The organism is Gibbsiella greigii, assembly GCF_039540155.1.
Taxonomy (GTDB): domain Bacteria; phylum Pseudomonadota; class Gammaproteobacteria; order Enterobacterales; family Enterobacteriaceae; genus Gibbsiella; species Gibbsiella quercinecans.
Window position 1 is genome coordinate 325,475 of sequence record NZ_BAABEM010000021.1, and the last position, 20,732, is coordinate 346,206.

15 protein-coding genes are annotated in these 20,732 nt (G+C 48.1%); 3 read left to right on the plus strand and 12 right to left on the minus strand.

Going from position 1 to position 20,732, the window contains the following annotated elements:
- Nucleotides 1-49: 49 nt before the first annotated feature.
- The 11 genes from gnd to galE all read right to left on the minus strand — a co-directional run bounded on the left by gnd (nucleotide 50) and on the right by galE (nucleotide 15,205).
- Nucleotides 50-1,456, minus strand: coding sequence for an NADP(+)-dependent, decarboxylating phosphogluconate dehydrogenase (gnd, locus tag AC559G_RS15865; RefSeq protein ID WP_498913196.1), 1,407 nt, complete (start codon nucleotides 1,454-1,456; stop codon nucleotides 50-52).
- Nucleotides 1,457-1,742: 286 nt separating this feature from the next.
- Nucleotides 1,743-2,561, minus strand: coding sequence for a glycosyltransferase family 2 protein (locus tag AC559G_RS15870; RefSeq protein ID WP_498913197.1), 819 nt, complete (start codon nucleotides 2,559-2,561; stop codon nucleotides 1,743-1,745).
- A gap of 13 nt (nucleotides 2,562-2,574) precedes the next feature.
- The gene (locus AC559G_RS15875) at nucleotides 2,575-3,501 is read right to left on the minus strand and encodes a glycosyltransferase family 2 protein (RefSeq protein WP_121525625.1); all 927 of its coding nucleotides are present in this window, start codon (nucleotides 3,499-3,501) and stop codon (nucleotides 2,575-2,577) included.
- 59 nt (nucleotides 3,502-3,560) lie between these two features.
- Entirely contained in the window at nucleotides 3,561-7,493 is a 3,933-nt protein-coding gene (locus AC559G_RS15880; RefSeq protein ID WP_498913198.1) for a rhamnan synthesis F family protein, read from the minus strand.
- Between the two features lie 13 nt (nucleotides 7,494-7,506).
- Complete coding sequence (locus tag AC559G_RS15885; protein ID WP_498913199.1) at nucleotides 7,507-8,901, minus strand: ABC transporter ATP-binding protein; 1,395 nt, start codon at nucleotides 8,899-8,901, stop codon at nucleotides 7,507-7,509.
- Nucleotides 8,891-9,679 (minus strand): ABC transporter permease, encoded by a 789-nt coding sequence (locus tag AC559G_RS15890; protein ID WP_121525622.1) that lies wholly within the window; start codon nucleotides 9,677-9,679, stop codon nucleotides 8,891-8,893. Before AC559G_RS15890 ends, AC559G_RS15885 begins: the two co-directional genes overlap by 11 nt.
- Before the next feature lie 972 nt (nucleotides 9,680-10,651).
- Entirely contained in the window at nucleotides 10,652-11,506 is an 855-nt protein-coding gene (gene rfbD / locus AC559G_RS15895; RefSeq protein ID WP_498913200.1) for an SDR family oxidoreductase, read from the minus strand.
- Nucleotides 11,503-12,039, minus strand: a complete 537-nt coding sequence (gene rfbC, locus AC559G_RS15900; protein WP_095845203.1) for a dTDP-4-dehydrorhamnose 3,5-epimerase — start codon at nucleotides 12,037-12,039, stop codon at nucleotides 11,503-11,505. Before rfbC ends, rfbD begins: the two co-directional genes overlap by 4 nt.
- 1 nt (nucleotide 12,040) lies before the next feature.
- Entirely contained in the window at nucleotides 12,041-12,910 is an 870-nt protein-coding gene (rfbA, locus tag AC559G_RS15905; RefSeq protein WP_121555637.1) for a glucose-1-phosphate thymidylyltransferase RfbA, read from the minus strand.
- A gap of 19 nt (nucleotides 12,911-12,929) precedes the next feature.
- Nucleotides 12,930-13,994 carry a dTDP-glucose 4,6-dehydratase gene (gene rffG / locus AC559G_RS15910; protein WP_498913201.1) on the minus strand — a complete coding sequence of 355 codons (1,065 nt, stop codon included), beginning with the start codon at nucleotides 13,992-13,994 and terminating at the stop codon, nucleotides 12,930-12,932.
- 197 nt (nucleotides 13,995-14,191) lie between these two features.
- Nucleotides 14,192-15,205, minus strand: a complete 1,014-nt coding sequence (gene galE, locus AC559G_RS15915) for an NAD-dependent epimerase/dehydratase family protein (protein WP_498913202.1) — start codon at nucleotides 15,203-15,205, stop codon at nucleotides 14,192-14,194.
- Nucleotides 15,206-15,480: 275 nt separating this feature from the next.
- Between galE and AC559G_RS15920 the strand changes: the two genes are divergently transcribed.
- Nucleotides 15,481-16,092: a plasmid pRiA4b ORF-3 family protein gene (locus AC559G_RS15920; RefSeq protein WP_498913203.1), complete on the plus strand. Its 612-nt coding sequence runs from the start codon at nucleotides 15,481-15,483 to the stop codon at nucleotides 16,090-16,092.
- Between the two features lie 639 nt (nucleotides 16,093-16,731).
- Here AC559G_RS15920 and AC559G_RS15925 read toward each other — a convergent pair.
- Nucleotides 16,732-18,138, minus strand: coding sequence for a sugar porter family MFS transporter (locus AC559G_RS15925; RefSeq protein ID WP_498913204.1), 1,407 nt, complete (start codon nucleotides 18,136-18,138; stop codon nucleotides 16,732-16,734).
- Between the two features lie 425 nt (nucleotides 18,139-18,563).
- Between AC559G_RS15925 and AC559G_RS15930 the strand changes: the two genes are divergently transcribed.
- Nucleotides 18,564-19,574 carry a LacI family DNA-binding transcriptional regulator gene (locus tag AC559G_RS15930; RefSeq protein ID WP_498913205.1) on the plus strand — a complete coding sequence of 337 codons (1,011 nt, stop codon included), beginning with the start codon at nucleotides 18,564-18,566 and terminating at the stop codon, nucleotides 19,572-19,574.
- A gap of 76 nt (nucleotides 19,575-19,650) precedes the next feature.
- Nucleotides 19,651-20,712, plus strand: coding sequence for a mandelate racemase/muconate lactonizing enzyme family protein (locus AC559G_RS15935; protein ID WP_498913206.1), 1,062 nt, complete (start codon nucleotides 19,651-19,653; stop codon nucleotides 20,710-20,712).
- The last annotated feature ends 20 nt before the right edge of the window (nucleotides 20,713-20,732 follow it).

The following is a 20,732-nucleotide window of genomic DNA, read 5'->3' on the forward strand; positions in this document are numbered from 1 at the left end:
CCGCCAGGTGTTAGCCGGCGGCCTTTTTATCAACGATCAAACTAAAGCATTATTCCAGCCATTCGGTATGGAATACGCCTTCTTTATCGATGCGTTTGTAGGTATGGGCACCAAAATAATCGCGCTGCGCCTGGATCAGGTTAGCCGGCAGCACCGCAGAACGGTAGCTGTCGTAGTAAGCGATAGCGGCAGAGAAGGTTGGCGTTGGGATACCGTTTTGCACCGCATAGGCCACCACGTCACGCAGCGCCTGCTGGTATTCGTCAGCGATTTTCTTGAAGTACGGCGCCAGCAGCAGGTTAGCGATGTCGGCGTTTTCAGCGTATGCATCGGTGATTTTCTGCAGGAACTGCGCGCGGATAATACAGCCGGCGCGGAAGATCTTGGCGATTTCGCCGTAGTTCAGATCCCAGTTGTTCTCTGTAGAAGCCGCTTTCAGCTGTGAGAAGCCCTGAGCGTAGGAAACGATTTTCCCCAGGTACAGTGCACGGCGCACTTTCTCGATAAATTCGGCTTTGTCGCCAGCAAAGGCAGCCACTTTCGGGCCGCTCAGCACTTTGGATGCGGCAACGCGCTGATCTTTGAGGGAAGACAGGTAACGTGCGAACACCGATTCAGTAATCAGCGACAGCGGTTCGCCCAGATCCAGTGAGCTTTGGCTGGTCCACTTACCGGTGCCTTTGTTAGCGGCTTCGTCCAGGATCACATCAACCAGGTAGTTACCCTGCTCATCTTTTTTGGTGAAGATGTCTTTGGTGATGTCGATCAGGTAGCTGCTCAGTTCGCCCTTGTTCCATTCGGTGAAGGTGTTGGCCAGCTCTTCGTTGCTCAGGCTCAGCGCCTGTTTCAGCAGAGAGTAGGCTTCCGCGATCAGCTGCATATCGCCGTATTCGATGCCGTTGTGCACCATTTTCACGTAGTGGCCGGCGCCGTCTGCACCGATGTAGGCAACGCATGGCTCGCCTTCAGCCACAGCGGCGATTTTCTTCAGGATTGGCGCCACCAGCTCATAAGCTTCTTTCTGGCCGCCAGGCATGATGGAAGGCCCTTTCAGCGCGCCCTCTTCACCACCGGAAACGCCGGTGCCGATGAAGTTGAAACCTTGGTCAGACAGTTCGCGGTTGCGGCGAATAGTGTCTTTGTAATAGGTGTTGCCACCATCAATCAGGATATCGCCTTTATCCAGGTGCGGCGTCAGTGAAGCGATGGTTTTGTCCGTGGCTTCGCCCGCTTTCACCATCAGCAGAATGCGACGTGGTTTTTCCAGGGATTCGACAAACTCTTCAACGCTGTAGTACGGCACCAGGTTTTTGCCTGGGTTCTCAGCAATAACTTCGTCAGTTTTGTCGCCTGAACGGTTAAAGATGGAAACGGTATAGCCGCGGCTTTCGATGTTCAGCGCCAGATTGCGGCCCATTACCGCCATGCCGACAACGCCGATTTGTTGCTTGGACATTTAGTAACTCCTGTCTGAAATATATGTCAACTTCGAGAGAAAATAACCTGTTGAAAGAAGAGGTTATTTTGCATCCAAAGCTGTGATAGCGATCCTAACCATTGTACATGAGTATAACGGAGCATGTACCTATCATAGTCATAACATTCTTCACACATACGGTGGCGACGTCGATTCGTATAACCACCGCACTTGCTCTTAACCGCCCACTAGATTACCGGTAACATTGAGAAATGTAAGCATTAGGATGTGCCACTCATCCAGCCAGGCTTTCACTCCCCTGACATTACGATGATTTTTCTGATGGTAAATTCGCCAAGCAACGTTTGTTTAGTTGATTACGTTGGCGATCATGTAACCACCCCCACTTATTGAAATACCGAATCGCGGAAGTGATATGGTAAAACAGAAAACGGAAGTTAGTGTATGAACGGCGCTGTGATTCGTGAACAACCAACGCGTCCGGGCAATAAGTTACCGGGCATGAGGATTGACATACCCTTCGGGACAAATCGACGTCTTCAAGATACAAGAAGAAACGCGGATCAAACCCTTTCACTTCACGCAACGCCTGGCGGCTAATCAGCATAAAACAGCCGGATAATGAAGGCGCGAAAAAAGGCTTGCTGTAATCAGCCTGTCGCAATTCATAGTCATCATTGATAGCGTGCGAAAAAGTGGACAGAAAGCGCCGAATCAAAAGCTGATACGGGGTTGGCAACAGCTTAGTACCATGCTGCAGGCTACCATCGGGGTAAACCACTTTCGGGATCGATAATCCCGTTTTGTGCTGCAAGCTAAAACGGTAAAGCTTATCGACTTCACCTTTTGCAAAGAAAATATCCGGGTTGCAAATCAGTATAAAATCCGCTTTGTCGCCATATCGTTCAAAGACGACATTGTGCCCAGCGCCAAACCCCTTGTTCTCGGGTAAACGGATTACCTCCAACTTTTCATGGGTGAAGTTGGAAAGCCAATCGCAGAAGCTACCATTGTCAATGAGTACAACCTTCGACACGCTCTCCTCGCCAAAAAGCGAGGATAAAGTCTGCTTAACATCTTGATACTTATGCTTATAAAGCACAAGCGAAGCTATGATTTCCACAGGTTACACCAAATTATATTTTATTAAGCAGCACGTAAGTTAACGTTGTCACACTACCCAGCAACTGCTGGTGATAAATGCCCGATTCACGCATTAAACGCAGTCGGCCTAACAGGCCACTGTTGCGGATACGGCGAAAAGCCCCAAGCGACCGTTTAGCTTTGGGTGTCAAATCATCCGATACACAGTTTAGCACCTGCCAATTTTGATCATTCCATGTTGCTGTACGGCCACCATGGGCAGCAATAAAATTACGTAAACGTACCCAGGGTGCCATGCTATTACCTATCACATTATGGCTATGCTGCCGATAAAGCACCGTTGATTGCGGATCATAATGAACTACCCCGCCACACCCAGTGACAATCTGGTATAAAGACCAGTCATGAATCACCATCGGAGCCAAGCTTGCCTTACTTAACAACATTCTCGCCCGATGATTAAACACCATCGTATTTCCGCTCGCGATATTTTGTAACAGCGCATTCCCAAAACCCGGGGCCTTGGCGTAACCGGGTGAGTATCCCACTGGAGTACCATTACTGTCGATCAACCGCGTCCGCGAGCAATACAGGGCAGGTTTGTCTGGAGGTACCGTGCTTAACCACGCAACGGCACGTTCTAACTTGTCATCAAGCCAAACATCATCTTGATCGGAAAAGGCATAATACTCCGCCTGGATCGCCGTATTAGTAACCAGCGACATGAAATTCTGGCACACCCCCTGTTGCGGACCAGTCAGTAAGTGAGCATTTTGCTCCAACGACCGTATAAAGTTGGCGGCAATGGTTTGGCTGCCATCGGTGGAACCATCATCGGAGATCCATAGAGCCCAATGGTTATATGTTTGGCGACGAAACGACTCTAATTGCGCTTTAAAATACTCAGCACCATTTCTTGCACCAAGAAGGATGGCGACGGTATCACACTGCTTATTCATGTGAACTCATTACGTAAACCCTACAGACACTGGCCGCAGGCTCCCCTGCGGCCACGCTTTTAGCTAATTAAGCCACGGCCACAATAATCATCATCAAGGATGAGTCGTTCCAGCACTTTGCTTTGCAAGCCTTGGGAGTGAATGGTAAACCCTTTGTAAAGTTCATCGGCAAAAGTCAACGATGGTTTGTAGCCGGGGTAAATCGCTTCACGGACTTTCACTGCAGCAGCAACAAATGCAAAACCACCAGCCTGCAATTCATCCCTTACTGGGCGCGTAGAAAGCTCACCTTCTCTCAATGTCTTATAGATCGGTGCTAGCTCACGATCATCCGAAAGAACATACTTCACTATCTGCGGATCGCTCGCGCTCAACAGTTTTTCCAGGTTAAAACTGTCAGAGAAAATACGAGAGTCATTGAAGCAAGCCTCAGACTCATTGACATAACAGCCCTGCGTTCTTGCCAGGGGAGCCATACCATCCCGAACGTTGTTTGCTGTAGCAAAGTAATAACCATGAACAGGCCCCTCAACCAAACGATTAAGGGCTTTTTGTATGGTCCCGGAGTACCCGACATCCACGACAGCGAGATTTTGCTTTGATGTAAACCCGCAGCTCGCCAGATACTGCATCATCGCCTGCTTCTCCTGCCGGGCTTCGTTGAGAATATCCGGCAGCAAGAATTGAAGCAGTGGCTCGATATGCTGAACATTTTTCTGCTGAATTTCCAACAATCGGCCTTTAGCCCACAATCCCTTGTTGTAGATCTCCTGCCAGCGTTGCTCACTCAACTCAAGGCCAAAACGTTCGTAAAGGAAATTGCATATTTCATTCGCGAAGTAATCGGATTGACCAATAGACTTAACATCATCAAATGAAACAATGTTAGGCACGTTAACAGCACGGCGGGACACTTGTAAGTAATGACTCTTAGGCGCGCCAGGAACAGATACGGACCATTGATCATAAATCTCTTTGATGAGCTTACCTTCACGCGCCAAGAAATATAAATTATCGACTTTATCTGCTTTAGCAGCTTCAATAAGCCATTGGCAAAATGCAGATACAACAGGCCCAACAACGTTGAAACCTATTTGATGGGGCTCAGAACCGAACAAGTTAATATCATTCTCAGTAAAATCAGCGATTTTGTTCAAGTTCTCTTTAACAAGTAGACCTGCCGTGATCTCAGTATCAATATTTCCATCGATAACCTCTGGGGAAACATAGGATTCATAAGCAGGCAAAGAGCGCGCCAAGTCATTAGCTCGGAACAAGTGAATACAACGAATACCAAAGAAATCGGCTGGCAACTGTAAATCTGAGCGTTCGTTGTCACCAATCATAACAACTTCACTACCCGTCACAGACTCCTCGGCCATCATCAGCTTATAAAGCTCCCCGGTATCTTTCCTAACGCCCCGATCAGAAGAAAGATAAAGCTTATCCCATCCTTCAATGCCATTATTTTCCAGCATCGCTTCAATCGTGGGTTTTGGCAGGAACATATCGCTAATCAGTACAACGCGCTTACCAGCATCTTTCGCAAGTGATATTAAATCGACAGCTTCTTTCCTTGCGCTAACGGAGCCAAGTTCTACCTGTTCCTCAAGTGAACGAATACGCTCTACCTGATCTTTTGACATCCCGGACACACGCGAAAATTCTACGTAAATATCACCCAGATCTACATCTTTACCTTTTTTATTTCGAGCTTGAGATTCAGCGACAACACGATATTTATCAAAATATTCTCTCGCCACAGGATCCAACTGAAGCGAGACCAATTGCTTCGTGTGTTCAGGGTTAAGCAAAGGCCTGACTAATAAAGTATCAAAGATATCAAAAGCAACAACTTTAGTGCCGCCATCCTCTATCAGATGATTATAAGTTCCTTTATTACGGGGCAGGTATTGGTGATCCAGGCGGAACGGAGACCAAGATAGTGTCTGCATATCTTTGATAATACAAGTTTCATAGCCCGTTGCCGTAGGAACTATACCTAACAGACGTTCGATAGCGTGTGCTGTCGTGCCATCGGTTTGCCCTGCCTCCTCCGGAAAATCGTCCCAGCTCAGGTTGAGCTCAAAGAGTGGACGCATAGCATCCATTCGTGCCCAAAACATTGAACCAGCCGGGAAGTTAAAATAACTCTCCGGCATGGCAACGCCCATACGATGGCAAAGCCGCGCCCCTTCGGCACGGTTTGCCAACCAAGTAAACGCCGCGTAAGGCACCTGAGTAAATACTTGCGGATAAACAATACCTAACTGTGGATTTTTCTCGAAATGAGAAAAAATGCGTTTTACATTGCTTGTTGAGCCTAATAGCGCATTGAATAAGTACTCACGCCACCCAAGAGTCGTCCCTCCATTATAAAGCGACTTTTTGCTCTGGATATGCCCGATATAATCGTACTCTTTTAATTCCTCACCGAAGGCTGCAAACATAGGCGCAATATCTCGGCCACGGTTAGGGACAATCTTAACCACCAACTTACCTATGTGGGTAACTTTCCGCAACTCATGAACACAAACATCGTGGGCTTCCTGAGTGGTCACCGAAACAAATACATCAAAAGTAAACGGCACCGTCGATAAATGTTGTCGAAACTCATCGATCAGATCGTAATAAAAGATATGGCAATGAATTGCCACTTTGCCTGGGGCACCCTGAAGATCGTCACTCAACGTATTGATATCAATCATCAATCCCTGAGTTTTCCCTCCTTGCTCGCCAGAAAAACCTTTCGCCTGAAGAAACTGCGGGTGATGCTGGAACCAGCTCGGCCTAACCTTGAATGCAACCTGCAGCAATGACGCACGAAAACGCACCGGCGTTTTATAATAAAGCTGCTTTAGCTTCTCGCGAGCTATCCCCTTGACCGGTTGCAAGGCAACATGATATTGCCCTCGTAGCAGACGGAAAATGAAACGTAATGGTTTAGTTATTTTCCATGAGCGAGTACTCAGCAGTGCATCTAATTCCCTTTGTTTTTGAATTAATGCAGAACTCAATAACTCTACTTTATCAGAGTGCTTTGATAGATTTATCTGATGGATCGCATCCTGGCTGCTCACTCGTTCTTGATGAGCCATAATTTCTGCAGCCATTTTTTCAACATCAGCGTGTTTTTCCTCAATAATTTTACTCTGAGTCTCAAGTAAATCAGCCTGCTGCTGACACTGTATATTTTTTTGTTCTATTTCTTGCAGGCGCTCGTGGGCTACAGCCTCTAGATGTTGAACATGTTTTTCAAGGCCAGCGGCATGCTCACTTAGTTCAATCTGTACTTTATTGAAATCTTCACGTTCTTTGTTTATCGAGGCGTGTAAAGTAACCAACTCACCAAGACGAGCAAAAACATCATGAAGAATTTCATCACCAGCAATCGCATTTAATTTTTCACTGAGAATCGTATGGCTTTCTTTACCAACAAACAGCACACCTAGCCCATGTGAATGCTTAAACTCAAAGTGGGGATACTGTTTGCATAACTCTTCCCACAATTTCCATACGCCAAAATTACGTTCATGAACGTTGGTATCATGGAATAAAACAATTCCACGATCAGACATCTTTGGCAGCCAATTGTCGAAGTCGTTCTTAACCGCTTCATACGTATGAAGGCCATCAATATGAAGAAGATCAACGCTCTTATCGTTAAAATAGTTCGTTGCCTCATCAAATGTCATACGCATCAGATTAGAGAATGAAGCATAATTTTCCTGATTGTAAGCAAAGAGTTCATTATAGACATCTTCGCCATAATTCCCTGCATGCTCATCGCCCATCCAAGTATCAACCGCATAACACTTTGTTCCAACGGCATTCTCAAGAACAGATTGACACATAGCCAGGTATGAGTTCCCAGAGTGCGTACCTAACTCAACTATGGTTCTTGGCCGTTGTTCTTCGATCAACCAACCGACAAAAGGAATATGACCGCACCAACCAAATGGCCAGGTGAGTTTCCGCGGACGATATAGCATAGTCTTATTCATTTTAAACATTAGTTTTAACACTCTGTTGTTTAGCCGTGAGTTTTATATTTTTCATTGGGATACCAACTAGCCCAGTTACGGTACTAGATGCGTGAGACTTAAACATCACAGCATCATGAATCCAATGATGTTGTACATGATCTTGTTGCGTCCCCTCAGCAACAGCAACACAAATACTGTACGTACCCACAGGCAAAATAGGCATACGGAAATCAAATTCGCATTCTAGCATTTCGTCTTCAGAGAACGAAAGAGGCTGTTCTAAATAGGTCAGGAATGTATTATCACCAAATAATGTTTGCCCTAATCTGTCTTTCACAAAGAAACCAACTATTGGGCTATAAAGTGATTTAATACAATGCGCGGAAACTTTCAAGCAAACGTCCTCACCACCAATAACCCACGATAAGGTTTCTCCTTGGGCATCGTATAATGCGACATTTACAATTTCTACACCTTTGGCACCAAAGTGCTTACCTTCATCGCTAAAGGTAAACAATTCAATATCGTTGCGCAGATTTGTCTTATTAATAAAGTCAAGACGCATATCCTTAAGAGGATGATCATTTTTAAGAGATCTTTCTTCTCCTTTTTTATGCCCAGTGACATTTTTTTGCTTAAACAATGCGGCCAAATAAGATTCAGAAACATCTTTAGCTGGCCCTTCCATTTTTTTCACGCCATGGCTAATCCAAATAGCACGATCACATAAATTAACAATGGAGGCAGTATCATGGCTAACGAACAAAACCGTTCCCCGGCTCATGAAATCACGTAAAAAACGCATACACTTTTGTACAAAGAAAGCATCACCCACTGATAATGCCTCATCAACTATAAGCACATCTGCATCAACATGGGCTATAATCGCAAAAGCTAAACGCACAAACATACCGCTAGAGTAATTCTTAACGGGCTGATCGATAAAATCGCCAATCTCAGAAAAATCTACGATACTTTGGAAACGCTCTTTTATCTGATCGTCAGAGAGACCCATTATTGAAGCAGAGATAAATACATTATCCCGCCCAGTGAATTCTGGATTAAACCCAGCCCCCAGTTCTAACAGCGCAGCAACCCGCCCTTTCACTGAGACAGTTCCCAGAGTTGGCGCCAATGTACCACAAATAATTTGCAATAATGTTGACTTGCCAGCACCATTGGCCCCGATGATACCGACCGTTTCACCCCGCTTGATAGTCAATGAAACATTGTCTAGTGAGCGAAACTCCCGATGAAAAGCACACGGTTTAGCGCCCAACATGCCTCGAATACGATTTACAGTAAACTCTACTAACCGATCTTTCGGTGACTCATAGATACGGAAAACCTTTGAGACATGGTTAACGTCAATCACATTGTCCATAGTTTGCTCAATTTTATTATCAAATGACATCTGCAAACCCTTTTTTAGTTTTTTTAAAAACATAGAAAGCGAAAGCAAAAAAACAAACGCTAATGATATAGAGCATAACAAAGCTCATTAACGGAATAACATTACCCATGATTAGCAATTCACGTGTATTCTCAATAAGAAATGCTAATGGATTTATTGCCATTATTGGCCTGTACGCTTCAGGTATAGCACTTAACGGATAGAATATTGGTGATAAAAACATCAAAAAAGTAATAATAATCGGAACTGCCTGAGAGATATCACGTAAATAAACACCCAAAGAAGATAGAATGAAAAGGAGTGCTATACCAATAATAAATATTGGCAAGAAAAAAACCGGAAATAGTAGAGCAGAGAGAGGAATATGTCCAAAAACAATCAACTCTGCAATCAACAAAATAATAAAACTTACGAAAAAATTAAACAAAGCTGACAATGCAGCACTGATAGGCAAACAGCCAAGAGGGAAAACAACTTTTTTGACATAGTTAACATTACCAGTAAAAACAGAAGGCCCACGCCCAATACACTCAGCCAAAAAGTTAAAAATAATCAAGCCGGCGAAAAGAACAACAGCAAAGACACCTTTGCCTTGAGGCAAAGCCCCCCACTTAGCTTGAAAAACAACTGAAAAAACAAAAGAATACACACACAGCATGATAAGAGGATTGACAACGGCCCACACCGTTCCCATTGCAGACCCTTTGTAACGCGATTCGATATCGCGCTTTGTTAATTTATAAATCAACGATCTATTTCTAACTACAGATTGGAACATGTTTCAATCCTATCAAAGCTTTGCATTAAGAATTTTTTACAATTAAGATTAACAACAACCACTGACTGCACTCGTGCCAAGCACTTAGTAATTACATTGATTAATAAGAAGCAACGAGCGCTCATAGCAATCGCCAACACGCAGACCATGCAATACGTAGCAAAATCAGGATAGCGAGCAACGCCGACTGGCCATAGCACTAATGCTTCCTTGCCCCCACCGTGAGTTCTTATTGACATAATCTCCATTACTTATCATGTAGTTATCTAAAGCAGAACGCAATTATCTGGCACGGATGATATACAAACCACAGTACATGCCAAGACCAGAACCCCCAACAGAGCAGCAAAACAGGCCACTACTCACACCGGGCAGCCTCTCCCCAATGGCCTGATTTTCCAAAGGACATTTTACCCCGTTCCTGGCATCATTCCAAATCAGCTTCCCTCTACCATAAAGTGAGATAGTCGCTGATAAGATCAGTACACGAAATCAGCTAACTCTGAAAATGCTATGGGCCGTAATATACGGATGATAAAGGAAAAATTACAGGAAATTGATAGGAATGGATATATAATCACTGTTAGTTAAACGTCATTACGTTTATATATACTTTCCAAATGAGACATAACGCACTAAATAGTAAACGATTCTACCATTCAATAATACTGTGGGATTAGGCAAATACGATAAATTCTGAAAACTCTCTACTAAATAAGTCGTATGGTGAAATCCAATACTATGATGATATATGCGTTCGTGAACCATTCAATAATCACCATCAATGAAGAAGTTGCATTCATCATATTTATGATTTCTGTTCACTGACTTTCCTTGCCCCGGAAACTTACTGGTGAAAAAATCTCGGGACTCGCTGAATAAAGGGTATGATAACTTATACTCAAACGAACCCCCATATTCAGGTGCTGTAAGCAGCACCTGATAAGTTACAGGATGAAAAGCCAAGCCTATTTATATTGCAGAAATCACATCCACGACTTTAGCTTCCCAATCAGACAAGATAATCCCCAGCGCTTTGATTTTCTCACAATTTAGCACAGAGAATGCCGGCCGCTGCGCTGGCGTTGGGTACTGTTCCGTGGTAATGGCATTTACCCTCGGCACGCGGGCCAATTTTCCCTGTTTCAATGCCGCGGCAAAAATCGCTTCGGCAAACTCATTCCACGCCACTTCCTTATCACCACAGAAGTGATAAATCCCACCCTCGGCTTCTTTCTGCAGCAAATCAATAATCGCCTGGGCGATATCACCGGCATAGGTCGGGCAGCCGTATTGATCGGCTACAATACCCAACGTATCGCGATCTTTCGCCAGGCGCAGCATGGTTTTCACAAAGTTATTGCCATACTCACTGAATACCCAGGCGGTACGGATAATAATCGCTTTCGGCAGTACCTCTGCAACCGCCAGCTCACCGTCCAGCTTGGTTTGGCCATACACGCCCAGCGGGTTGGTCACATCCGTTTCCACATACGGGGTCGTTGCTTTGCCGTCAAAGACATAGTCCGTGGACACATGCACCAGCCGCGCACCCGCCTCTTTTGCCGCCAGCGCCAGGTTCTTCGGCCCGGTGGCATTTATCAAGGCCGCCAGTTCCGGCTCGGTTTCCGCCTTGTCCACCGCGGTATACGCCGCCGCGTTCACGATAACGTCCGGCTGATACTGCGCAACCGCCTGTTTCACCTTGTCCAGATCGGTAATATCCAGCGTGTCCGAATCCGTCGCCCACACATCCCAGCCCGCCGGCAGGCGGTCCTGGAAACAGCTGCCCAACTGCCCTTTTGAACCGGTCAGTAACACTTTCATTTCGCCAGCTCCTTCAGGCGCTTGCCCACCTTGTCTTTTTCGGAAAGCAGCGGGTTATCAATCGGCCAGTCAATACCCACGTCCGGATCGTTCCACAACAGGCAGCCTTCATGTGCCGGGTTGTAGTAATCCGTGCATTTGTATTCAAAATCCGCCGTGTCGGAGAGCACCACAAAACCGTGCGCCAAACCTGGTGGCACCCAGAACTGGGTTTTGTTTTCTTCAGACAGGAGCACCCCTTCCCAGGCACCATACGTGGGCGAATCCGGACGAATATCCACCGCCACGTCAAACACTTCACCACGGACCACGCGCACCAGTTTGCCCTGCGGGTTCACCTTTTGAAAATGCAGACCACGCAGCACCCCTTTGGAGGAACGGGAATGGTTATCCTGCACAAAATCCAGATCGATATTCAGCATCTCCTGGTAGCGTTTCTTCTCAAAGGTTTCCAGGAAAAAGCCGCGCGCATCACCAAACACCTTTGGCTGGATGATTTTTACACCATCAATTTTTGTATCAGTAACCTGCATGTTATTTATCTCCAACCAAATTCGCCAAGTATTGCCCATAAAGTGTTTTGCTCAGCAGTTTAGCTTCGGCAGCAACCTGTTCCCGTGCCAGCCAGCCCTTACGGAAGGCAATTTCTTCCAGGCACGCCACTTTAAACCCCTGGCGTTTTTCAATGGTGTGGACAAACTGCGAAGCTTCAATCAGACTGTCGTGCGTGCCGGTATCCAGCCAGGCAAAACCACGGCCCAGCAATTCAACGTTCAGGTTGCCCTGGTCCAGATACATCTGGTTCAGGGTGGTGATTTCCAGCTCACCGCGATGGGAAGGCTTCACCTGCTTCGCCATTTCCACTACCTTGTTGTCATAGAAATAAAGCCCGGTCACCGCCCAGTTGGATTTCGGTACCGCAGGTTTTTCCTCGATAGACAGCGCGCGGAAATTCTCATCAAAATCCACCACGCCGAAACGCTCGGGATCCATCACCTGGTAGCCAAATACAGTGGCGCCTTCTTCACGGGCCACCACATTTTCTAACTTGCGACCAAAGCTTTCGCCGAAGTAGATATTATCGCCCAATACCAATGCGCAACGGTCGCCATCAATAAATTCCTCGCCAATCAGGAATGCCTGCGCCAAACCGTCTGGGCTGGGTTGCACTTCGTAACTTAAATTAATGCCAAACCGGCTGCCGTCACCCAACAGACGTTGAAAAGACGGCATATCTTCAGGTGTAGTGATAAGCAAAATATCGCGGATCCCTGCCAGCATCAGCACGGAGATGGGATAATACACCATCGGCTTATCGTAAATCGGCAGCAGTTGCTTGGATACGCCGCGTGTAATCGGGTATAGGCGCGTTCCAGAACCACCCGCTAAAACAATGCCCTTCATAGGGTTTTCTCCTGATTATTTAACGGGTTAATCCTAGGCGTTCGCCAGCGTAAGAACCGTCTTTAACCCGGCTCCACCATTTTTCGTTTGCCAGGTACCACTCCACCGTTTTACGGATGCCGCTTTCAAACGTTTCCTGCGGTTTCCAGCCCAGTTCTGCCGCAATTTTAGAAGCATCGATCGCATAGCGCATATCGTGGCCGGGGCGATCGGTTACGTAAGTGATCAGATCTTCATAGTGGCTGATACCCTGCGGTTTGTTGGGCACCATCTCGTCCAGCAGGCGGCAAATGGTTTGCACCACTTCAATATTTTTACGCTCATTGTGGCCGCCGATATTGTAGGTTTCCCCCACTTCGCCTTCGGTAACCACTTTGTACAGTGCGCGGGCATGATCTTCCACATACAGCCAATCGCGGATCTGGGCGCCATTGCCGTAAACCGGCAACGGTTTGCCATCCAGCGCATTCAGGATGATCAGCGGGATCAGTTTTTCCGGGAAGTGATACGGCCCATAGTTATTCGAGCAGTTGGTCACGATGGTCGGCAGGCCATAGGTACGCAGCCAGGCGCGCACCAGATGATCGCTGGCGGCTTTGGAAGCGGAATACGGGCTGCTCGGGGCATAAGGCGTGGTTTCGGTGAACAGATCGTCCGTGCCATGCAGATCACCATACACTTCGTCGGTAGAAATATGATGGAAGCGGAAGGCTTGTTTAGCGTCTTCACCCAGCGTATTCCAGTACTGGCGCGCTGCTTCCAGCAGCGTATAGGTGCCCACGATATTGGTTTCGATAAAGGCCGCCGGCCCATCAATGGAACGATCAACGTGGCTTTCCGCTGCCAGGTGCATTACCGCGTCCGGCTTGAACGCATTGAAGACACGATCCAGTTCACTGCGGTTACAAATGTCGACCTGTTCAAATGAATAACGTTCGCTGCCAACAATCGGGGCCAGCGACTCAAGATTACCGGCGTAGGTCAGACTATCCATAACCAGGATCTGGTCTTGTGTATTGCCAATGATATGCCGTGCAACGGCAGAGCCAATGAACCCGGCACCGCCAGTAACGATAATTCTCATAAATCCCTCTGAACAACAAATTACGGTTATATAAACCATAAATTTTATGTTTAGCAATATAAAATCATGCCGATGACTGCTCGTCAGGGCTCTTGCCACGAACAGATAGCTTGCAATCCCGTAGAGAAAACCCGGAATAATACGCAAAATGATAAACCATCGCTACCTGTCGTTTCTTGATAACGTTACAAAATGCCTCAGCGATAACCCTGTGGGTTTTTGCTTTGCCAGTTCCAGGTATCACGCATCATCGCATCAATACCGCGTTGCACTTCCCACCCCAGTTCCTTTTTCGCCAGGCTGGCATCGGCCCAGAAAGCGGGCAGATCGCCGGCGCGGCGCGGCAACACCTGGTAAGGAATGGTTACCCCAGAGGCCTTCTCAAAGGCGTGCACCATATCCAGCACCGAGTAGCCAACCCCGGCCCCCAGATTATAGGCCCTGAATCCGTTGATTTTCGCTACGTGATCCATCGCCGCCAGGTGGCCTTCCGCCAGATCCATCACGTGGATGTAATCACGCACCCCGGTGCCGTCCTTCGTAGGATAGTCACCGCCGAACACGCCCAGCTTTTCCAGTTTGCCGATAGCAACCTGCGCAATATAGGGCAGCAGGTTATTAGGGATGCCGTTAGGATCTTCACCAATCAGCCCAGACTCATGAGCGCCCACCGGGTTGAAATAACGCAGAGCAATGATGGAAAACTGCGGCTCGGCCTTGGCGAAGTCTTGCAGGATCTGCTCTACCATCAGCTTGGAGGTACCATAAGGGCTGGTGGTGCCACCGATAGGCGTGGTTTCCACATAGGGCACCGGCGCATTTTCACCATACACCGTGGCGGAAGAGCTGAAGATAAACTGGTGCACGCCTGCATGGCGCATTGCATCCAGCAGCACCAGGGTGCCCGCGACGTTGTTTTGGTAATATTCCAGCGGCTTGCGGGTGGACTCCCCCACCGCCTTCAAACCGGCGAAGTGAATCACTGAAGAAATTTTATGCTCCGCGAAGATACGGCCCAGGCACCCGGCATCCTGCACATCCCCTTGGTAAAACACCGGCGCTTTGCTGGCCAACTGCTCCACACGGTGCAGGGACTCTTCGGATGAGTTGACCAGGTTATCCAGCACCACCACATCTTCACCACGCGCCAACAACGCCAATACGGTATGGGAACCAATGTACCCGGCACCGCCAGTGACTAAAATCGCCATTATGACTCCTTAATGTGCGCCACGCCTGTAGCGTGAAAACAATGAGTTAGTGGCCTATTTTACGCCTTAATCTCTCTGCGGCCATCCCCAGGCGGCAAGAACAGAATAAAAGCGCGGCCAACTGATTGCTTAACATACCCGAACGCATAACGAAAAACCGGTGTAACCCTGCGCTTTCAGAAAAGACCTAATCCCACTGGGTTCACACACTGGCGGCACATCACCTGATACACTCTTTGCCAGTATCCCATCTCACCGGAAAAGGAGCAAAGCCCATGGGGAAATACTACCTGTTGCGCATTGAACTGGCAGACATCACCCCGGCAATCTGGCGGCGTATTGTGGTGCCCGCCGCCATTACGCTGGATCGCCTGCACGATGTTATCCAGATCGTGATGGACTGGGAGGAACAGCATTTGCACCAGTTCAGCTACAAAAAACGCTACTACCTTGAAATGCCAGAAGCCCCTGAAGAAGAGAGCGAAGCGGCTGTCAGATTAAACCAACTGCTCACCCGCCGGGGGGCTACGCTCCACTACATGTATGATTTTGGCGATAGTTGGCTGCACACCCTCACCCTGGAGCACAGTAACTACCCGGAACAAGAGCTGTTGCTGCCTATTTTTTGCCTTGATGGCGAACGGGCGGGCCCGCCAGAAGATTGTGGTGGAGCAGCAGGCTATGCCAATTTGCTGGCCGCCGTTGCCGATCCGCAAAGCGAAGAACACGGCAATTATTGTGATTGGCTGGGGCTAGAGGAAGGCCAGCAGGCCGTAGAGGCGATAGCAGAAATTATTTCGTTCTTTTCCGCAGATGAAGTAAACGACCAACTGGCACTCTATCTGCGTTGGTCAAGAGACCGGCAACTGCCGCTATTTGAAAAATAAGATAACGCACCCGCGGGGAAACGGTTTTCGGCAGCGGGTGGTTTTACCCACCTGCCAGCCCCACGCAGACCGGAATACTCTGAATCCCCTCTGTCACACCCCGGCCTTGCTTGACAAAGAAAATCTTTGCATCAAAATATAACCAAACCGTTCAGTTTTAATATGCAAGTAAAAAAAGGTTTAACACATCAGCCAGACCAACCGACTGGGGTTAAACCATCCACCGTTATACGACAAACAATTCAGGTTACGCAGAGCGGTAACCTAAACGTTGGCAGGTATAACGATCGCTTTAGAAGGAGCGCCACTATGAAGAAAATCATCACAACCAGTTGCCTGCTTGCCGTTTTCCTATTGAGCGGATGTATACATGTTGGAAGGCACGGGCATCCAGATAGACACGATAACGACAGACATGGTCAATACGATAAAAGCCATCGCAATGACAGGCATGACAGACGCTAATATCGCTCCCGCATCTATATCCTGTGCAGCAAACGCCGCCCCTTCTTCCACTGAGAGGGGGCGGCGGCAAAAAACCGCCGCCCCAGCAATGTTGAACCATTCCCTATAGGCATTATTGTTGCGGGACAGTGCGCTTGGGCACAACCCAGGTTCAATGCCTAAACGAATAGGCGCTTAGTGGGAGCCGATGTTACGTAGCGGCTTACCGGCCATCAAATTACGTTCAATATGTTCCAGAGAAATGTTTTTGGTTTCCGGGATCAACGCCAGCGTAATGAAGATAAACAGCACGTTAAGCCCCGCGTAAACCCAAAAGGTATGCGCATTGCCGAGTGAATTCAGCATTGTCAGGAAAGTTGCGCCAACGATCATGTTGGCGATCCAGTTGGTCGCGGTAGAGCAAGTGATGCCAAAATCACGGCCTTTCAGCGGTTGGATCTCAGAGCACAGTACCCAAATCAATGGCCCGGCACTCATCGCAAACCCCACAATGAACATCAACAGCATAATAATGGCAACGTATTGCATCACCAGCGAGTTCATTCCGATGCTCATCATGGTGCCCAATGCCCCCATACCCAGCGCCATAACGATGAAGCCCAGGATGAGCGTGGGCTTGCGCCCCCAGCGATCAACCAAGCCAATCGCGATAAACGTGGCCAACACATTCACCAGGCCCACCACCACGGTGCCCCACATTTGTTGCTCCGTACTGGCAAACCCAGCCAGGCCGAAGATCTTCGGCGCGTAGTACATGATTACGTTCATCCCAGTAAACTGCTGCATCACCTGCAGCAACACGCCGAGAAAAACCGCACGCCGGAAGTTTTTATTACCTTTGAATAGCGCCCAACCGCTTTGCTTAAGCTTGAGGCTCTCACGAATTTCATTCAATTCATTATGGGCCTGGGCACTGGTGTCGCGCAGTTTTTCCAGCACCTGGCGCGCCTGTTCATGGCGATTACGTGAGGCCAGCCAACGCGGGCTATCCGGCAGGAAGACCACTCCGACCAACAACAACAAGGCGGGAATTGTGATAACGCCCAGCATCCAACGCCAGGCGCCGGTATAGCTGAATGCGGTGTCAGAAAGATAGGCCCCGAGGATCCCGATAGTAATCATCAATTGGTACATTGAGATCATGCTGCCGCGAATTTTCTCCGGCGCAATCTCAGAAAGATAAATCGGCGCAGTATAAGAAGCGATCCCCACAGCCAGCCCGAGCAAAACGCGCGAAATTAACAGTATTTCAACGTTAGGCGCCAGAGCGGAACACAGTGATCCGACAACAAACAGGATTGCGCCAATCATCAAGCTGTATTTTCGCCCTAAGCGAAAGTTCATCCAGCCACTGCCCACCGCCCCGACTGCCGCGCCGAACATCATTGAGCTGACCACCCACTCCTGTTGAGAACTGGTGATATTAAATGAATGAGTGATAAACGGCAGCGCACCAGCAATAACGCCGATATCCAGGCCAAACAACAAACCGGCTAACGCAGCCAGGAAGCAGACGAAAAAAGTCATGCCGGCATTCGACTGGCTTTTTTCAGCCGCTGAAACTTTGATGGTAGCACCCATACAGCCTCCAATCGGTAGTCTTCATCCACAAGTCAAGTCACTCCTTATGATAGGAAGCCATACCAAGGATATAAGTGAGCGCGATCACACAAGTGATAACGGTTACACAAAAACGGCGAACCCAACGCCGCTTAGAACCAAAAACAAAATACATAATAACATGAAAAATATAAAATAAATTAAGTATCCAATACCTCCCCACAAAACACAAAAATACACCAAAATAAAACAAACCAAAAACCCATTTAAAAATGTAACCGATTACAATAATGAGATACGGCCCAGAACAGCATAAAGCACAGATGCAGGCTTCAAGCGCACTTCCCCCCTCACCGGCACAAAGTTCAAAAAGTGAGCAGCCGATCACGGTAAGCCTGAACCTTCACGCTATATTTGAGTAATCGATTACCCAAAATAAATTAAACATGAAAAGTAAACTTGCAATTCGTGATATTGCTCAGATGGTGGGGGTTTCTACCGCAACTATCTCGCGCTATCTAAATGGGAAATATCACTCTATGAGTAATGAAACACGCCTGCGGATTGAAAAGACCATTGCTCAAATGGGCTACCAACCCAATAACGTGGCCCGTTCACTACGCAGCACGCAGAGCAAGACCATTGCGGTAATTATGGCTGATATTTTCAACCCTTATTCGATGGATGTTCTTAAAGGCATTGAAGAAATATGTTCTAGCTGTGGCTACACCATTTTTATTTGTGATGCCAGAGATTCAGGGGAACGTGAAAGGACGCTGATTGAAGAAATGACCGCTAAATGCGTCGATGGTTTTATTATCAACACCACCGGCGAAAATGACGATTATATTATGGGGCTTTCTCTTGAATACCCCGTGGTATTGGTTGGCAGGAAAATCCAGAACACGCGGATCAACTCTGTATCGGTGGATAACCTTCGCGGCATTACGTTAGCGATGGAACACCTGTGCAGCAAAGGTTGCACCGCCATCACTTTTTTATCGCCCACACCAGGGAACATTTCACCACGTCTTGAACGTATAAAAGCCTTTACCACGCTGGCACAGCAGGCCGAATTTACCACGATTGATTGCCGCCTGGAATTGCTCACGCAAATTGATGATGCCGCGGTGGCCCACATCATCCACCAACTGGGCACGCAGCGCACGGCCAGGCCGGCGCTGATAACCAGCAATGGCAAGCTGTCGCTGCATACCGTAAAAGCATTTAAAGCACTCAACAGGCGAGTGCCTGAAGACATTCTGATGGTTGGCTTTGATGATACCGATTGGGCGCAGATATTGCGAAGCCCCTTAACCGTTATCGCTCAACCGACTTATGAAATAGGCCAGGCCGCCGCCAATAAATTAATCCCCATGCTCACAAAAGAAAAAGGCTTGAAAGAAACTACCGATACCGTACTGCCCCCTACCCTTATTGAACGTGAATCAACATGATTCCGGTGAGGTAATGATGAAAATAACAGAGATTAAAACCTGGGTTCTGAAAGATAAACTAACCGAGAAATTTGGTATGTCCCAGTGGTTTTGGGATACGCGCGCCATTTGCATTGTGGAAGTCCTGACCGACGCAGGCATCAGCGGCTGGGGAGAATGCTTTGGCCCTGCCCACGCCAACGCCGGCTTGATCAACGAACTCTTTGCTCCGCTCCTGGCCGGCCAGGAGCCACTTCGCCGCCGTAGCCTGTGGGAAACCATGTACAACCGCACCCGCGAATTCGGCCGCAAAGGCATTGCAATTTCCGCACTTTCAGGCATTGATATCGCCTTGTGGGATATTTTTGGCAAGTACACCAATAAACCAATCAGCACGTTATTAGGCGGCGATCCGGATGAACAAATCACGGCCTATGCCTCAAGCTTTTACTATTCGCCACAGGATAACTTCCGCCAGATTGAACGGGATGCTCAGGCAACCTTAGGCTGCGGATTCAAAGACTTCAAAATGAAAGTGGGCGGCCTCCCCATGCAAGAAGACGTGCAGCGCGTGGCACGAGTGCGCGAACTGATCGGCCCCGACGCAACCCTGGCCGTCGACGCCAACCGGGCCTATACCCTGCATGAGGCGCTGCGTTTTGCCCAATCAATTGAGCGCTATGATATCGCATGGTTCGAAGAACCTGTGCTGCCAGATGACTTTAGCGCCTACGCAGCGCTGCGCAAGCAGGTCAGCATCAAAATCGCCGGCGGTGAATCGGAGTTTACCCGTTTTGGGTTCCGGCATTTCCTGGCAGCAGACTGTGTTGATATTGTCCAGCCGGATGTGGCGGCTTGCGGTGGTATCAGTGAGGCATTGAATATCGCCACCCTGGCAACGCTCTGGGGCGTGGAGTGCTATCCGCACCAGTGGGGTTCCGGCATTTCGCTAGCCGCCACCCTGCACCTGATGTCGGCTATTCAGCCAGCCGTTCCCCGCCAGGCAAAAACCAGAGCGCTTCTGGAGCTCGATCAGGCGCCGAATATTTTCCGCGAACAGTTAACCGACCTTACCACCGGCCCGATGATGCCCGTTCCACGAGGGCCAGGCCTGGGTATTGAAGTTGACAGAGCCATGATCGCCCACTATTCGGCATAGCAAATATCCCTTTCAAACAT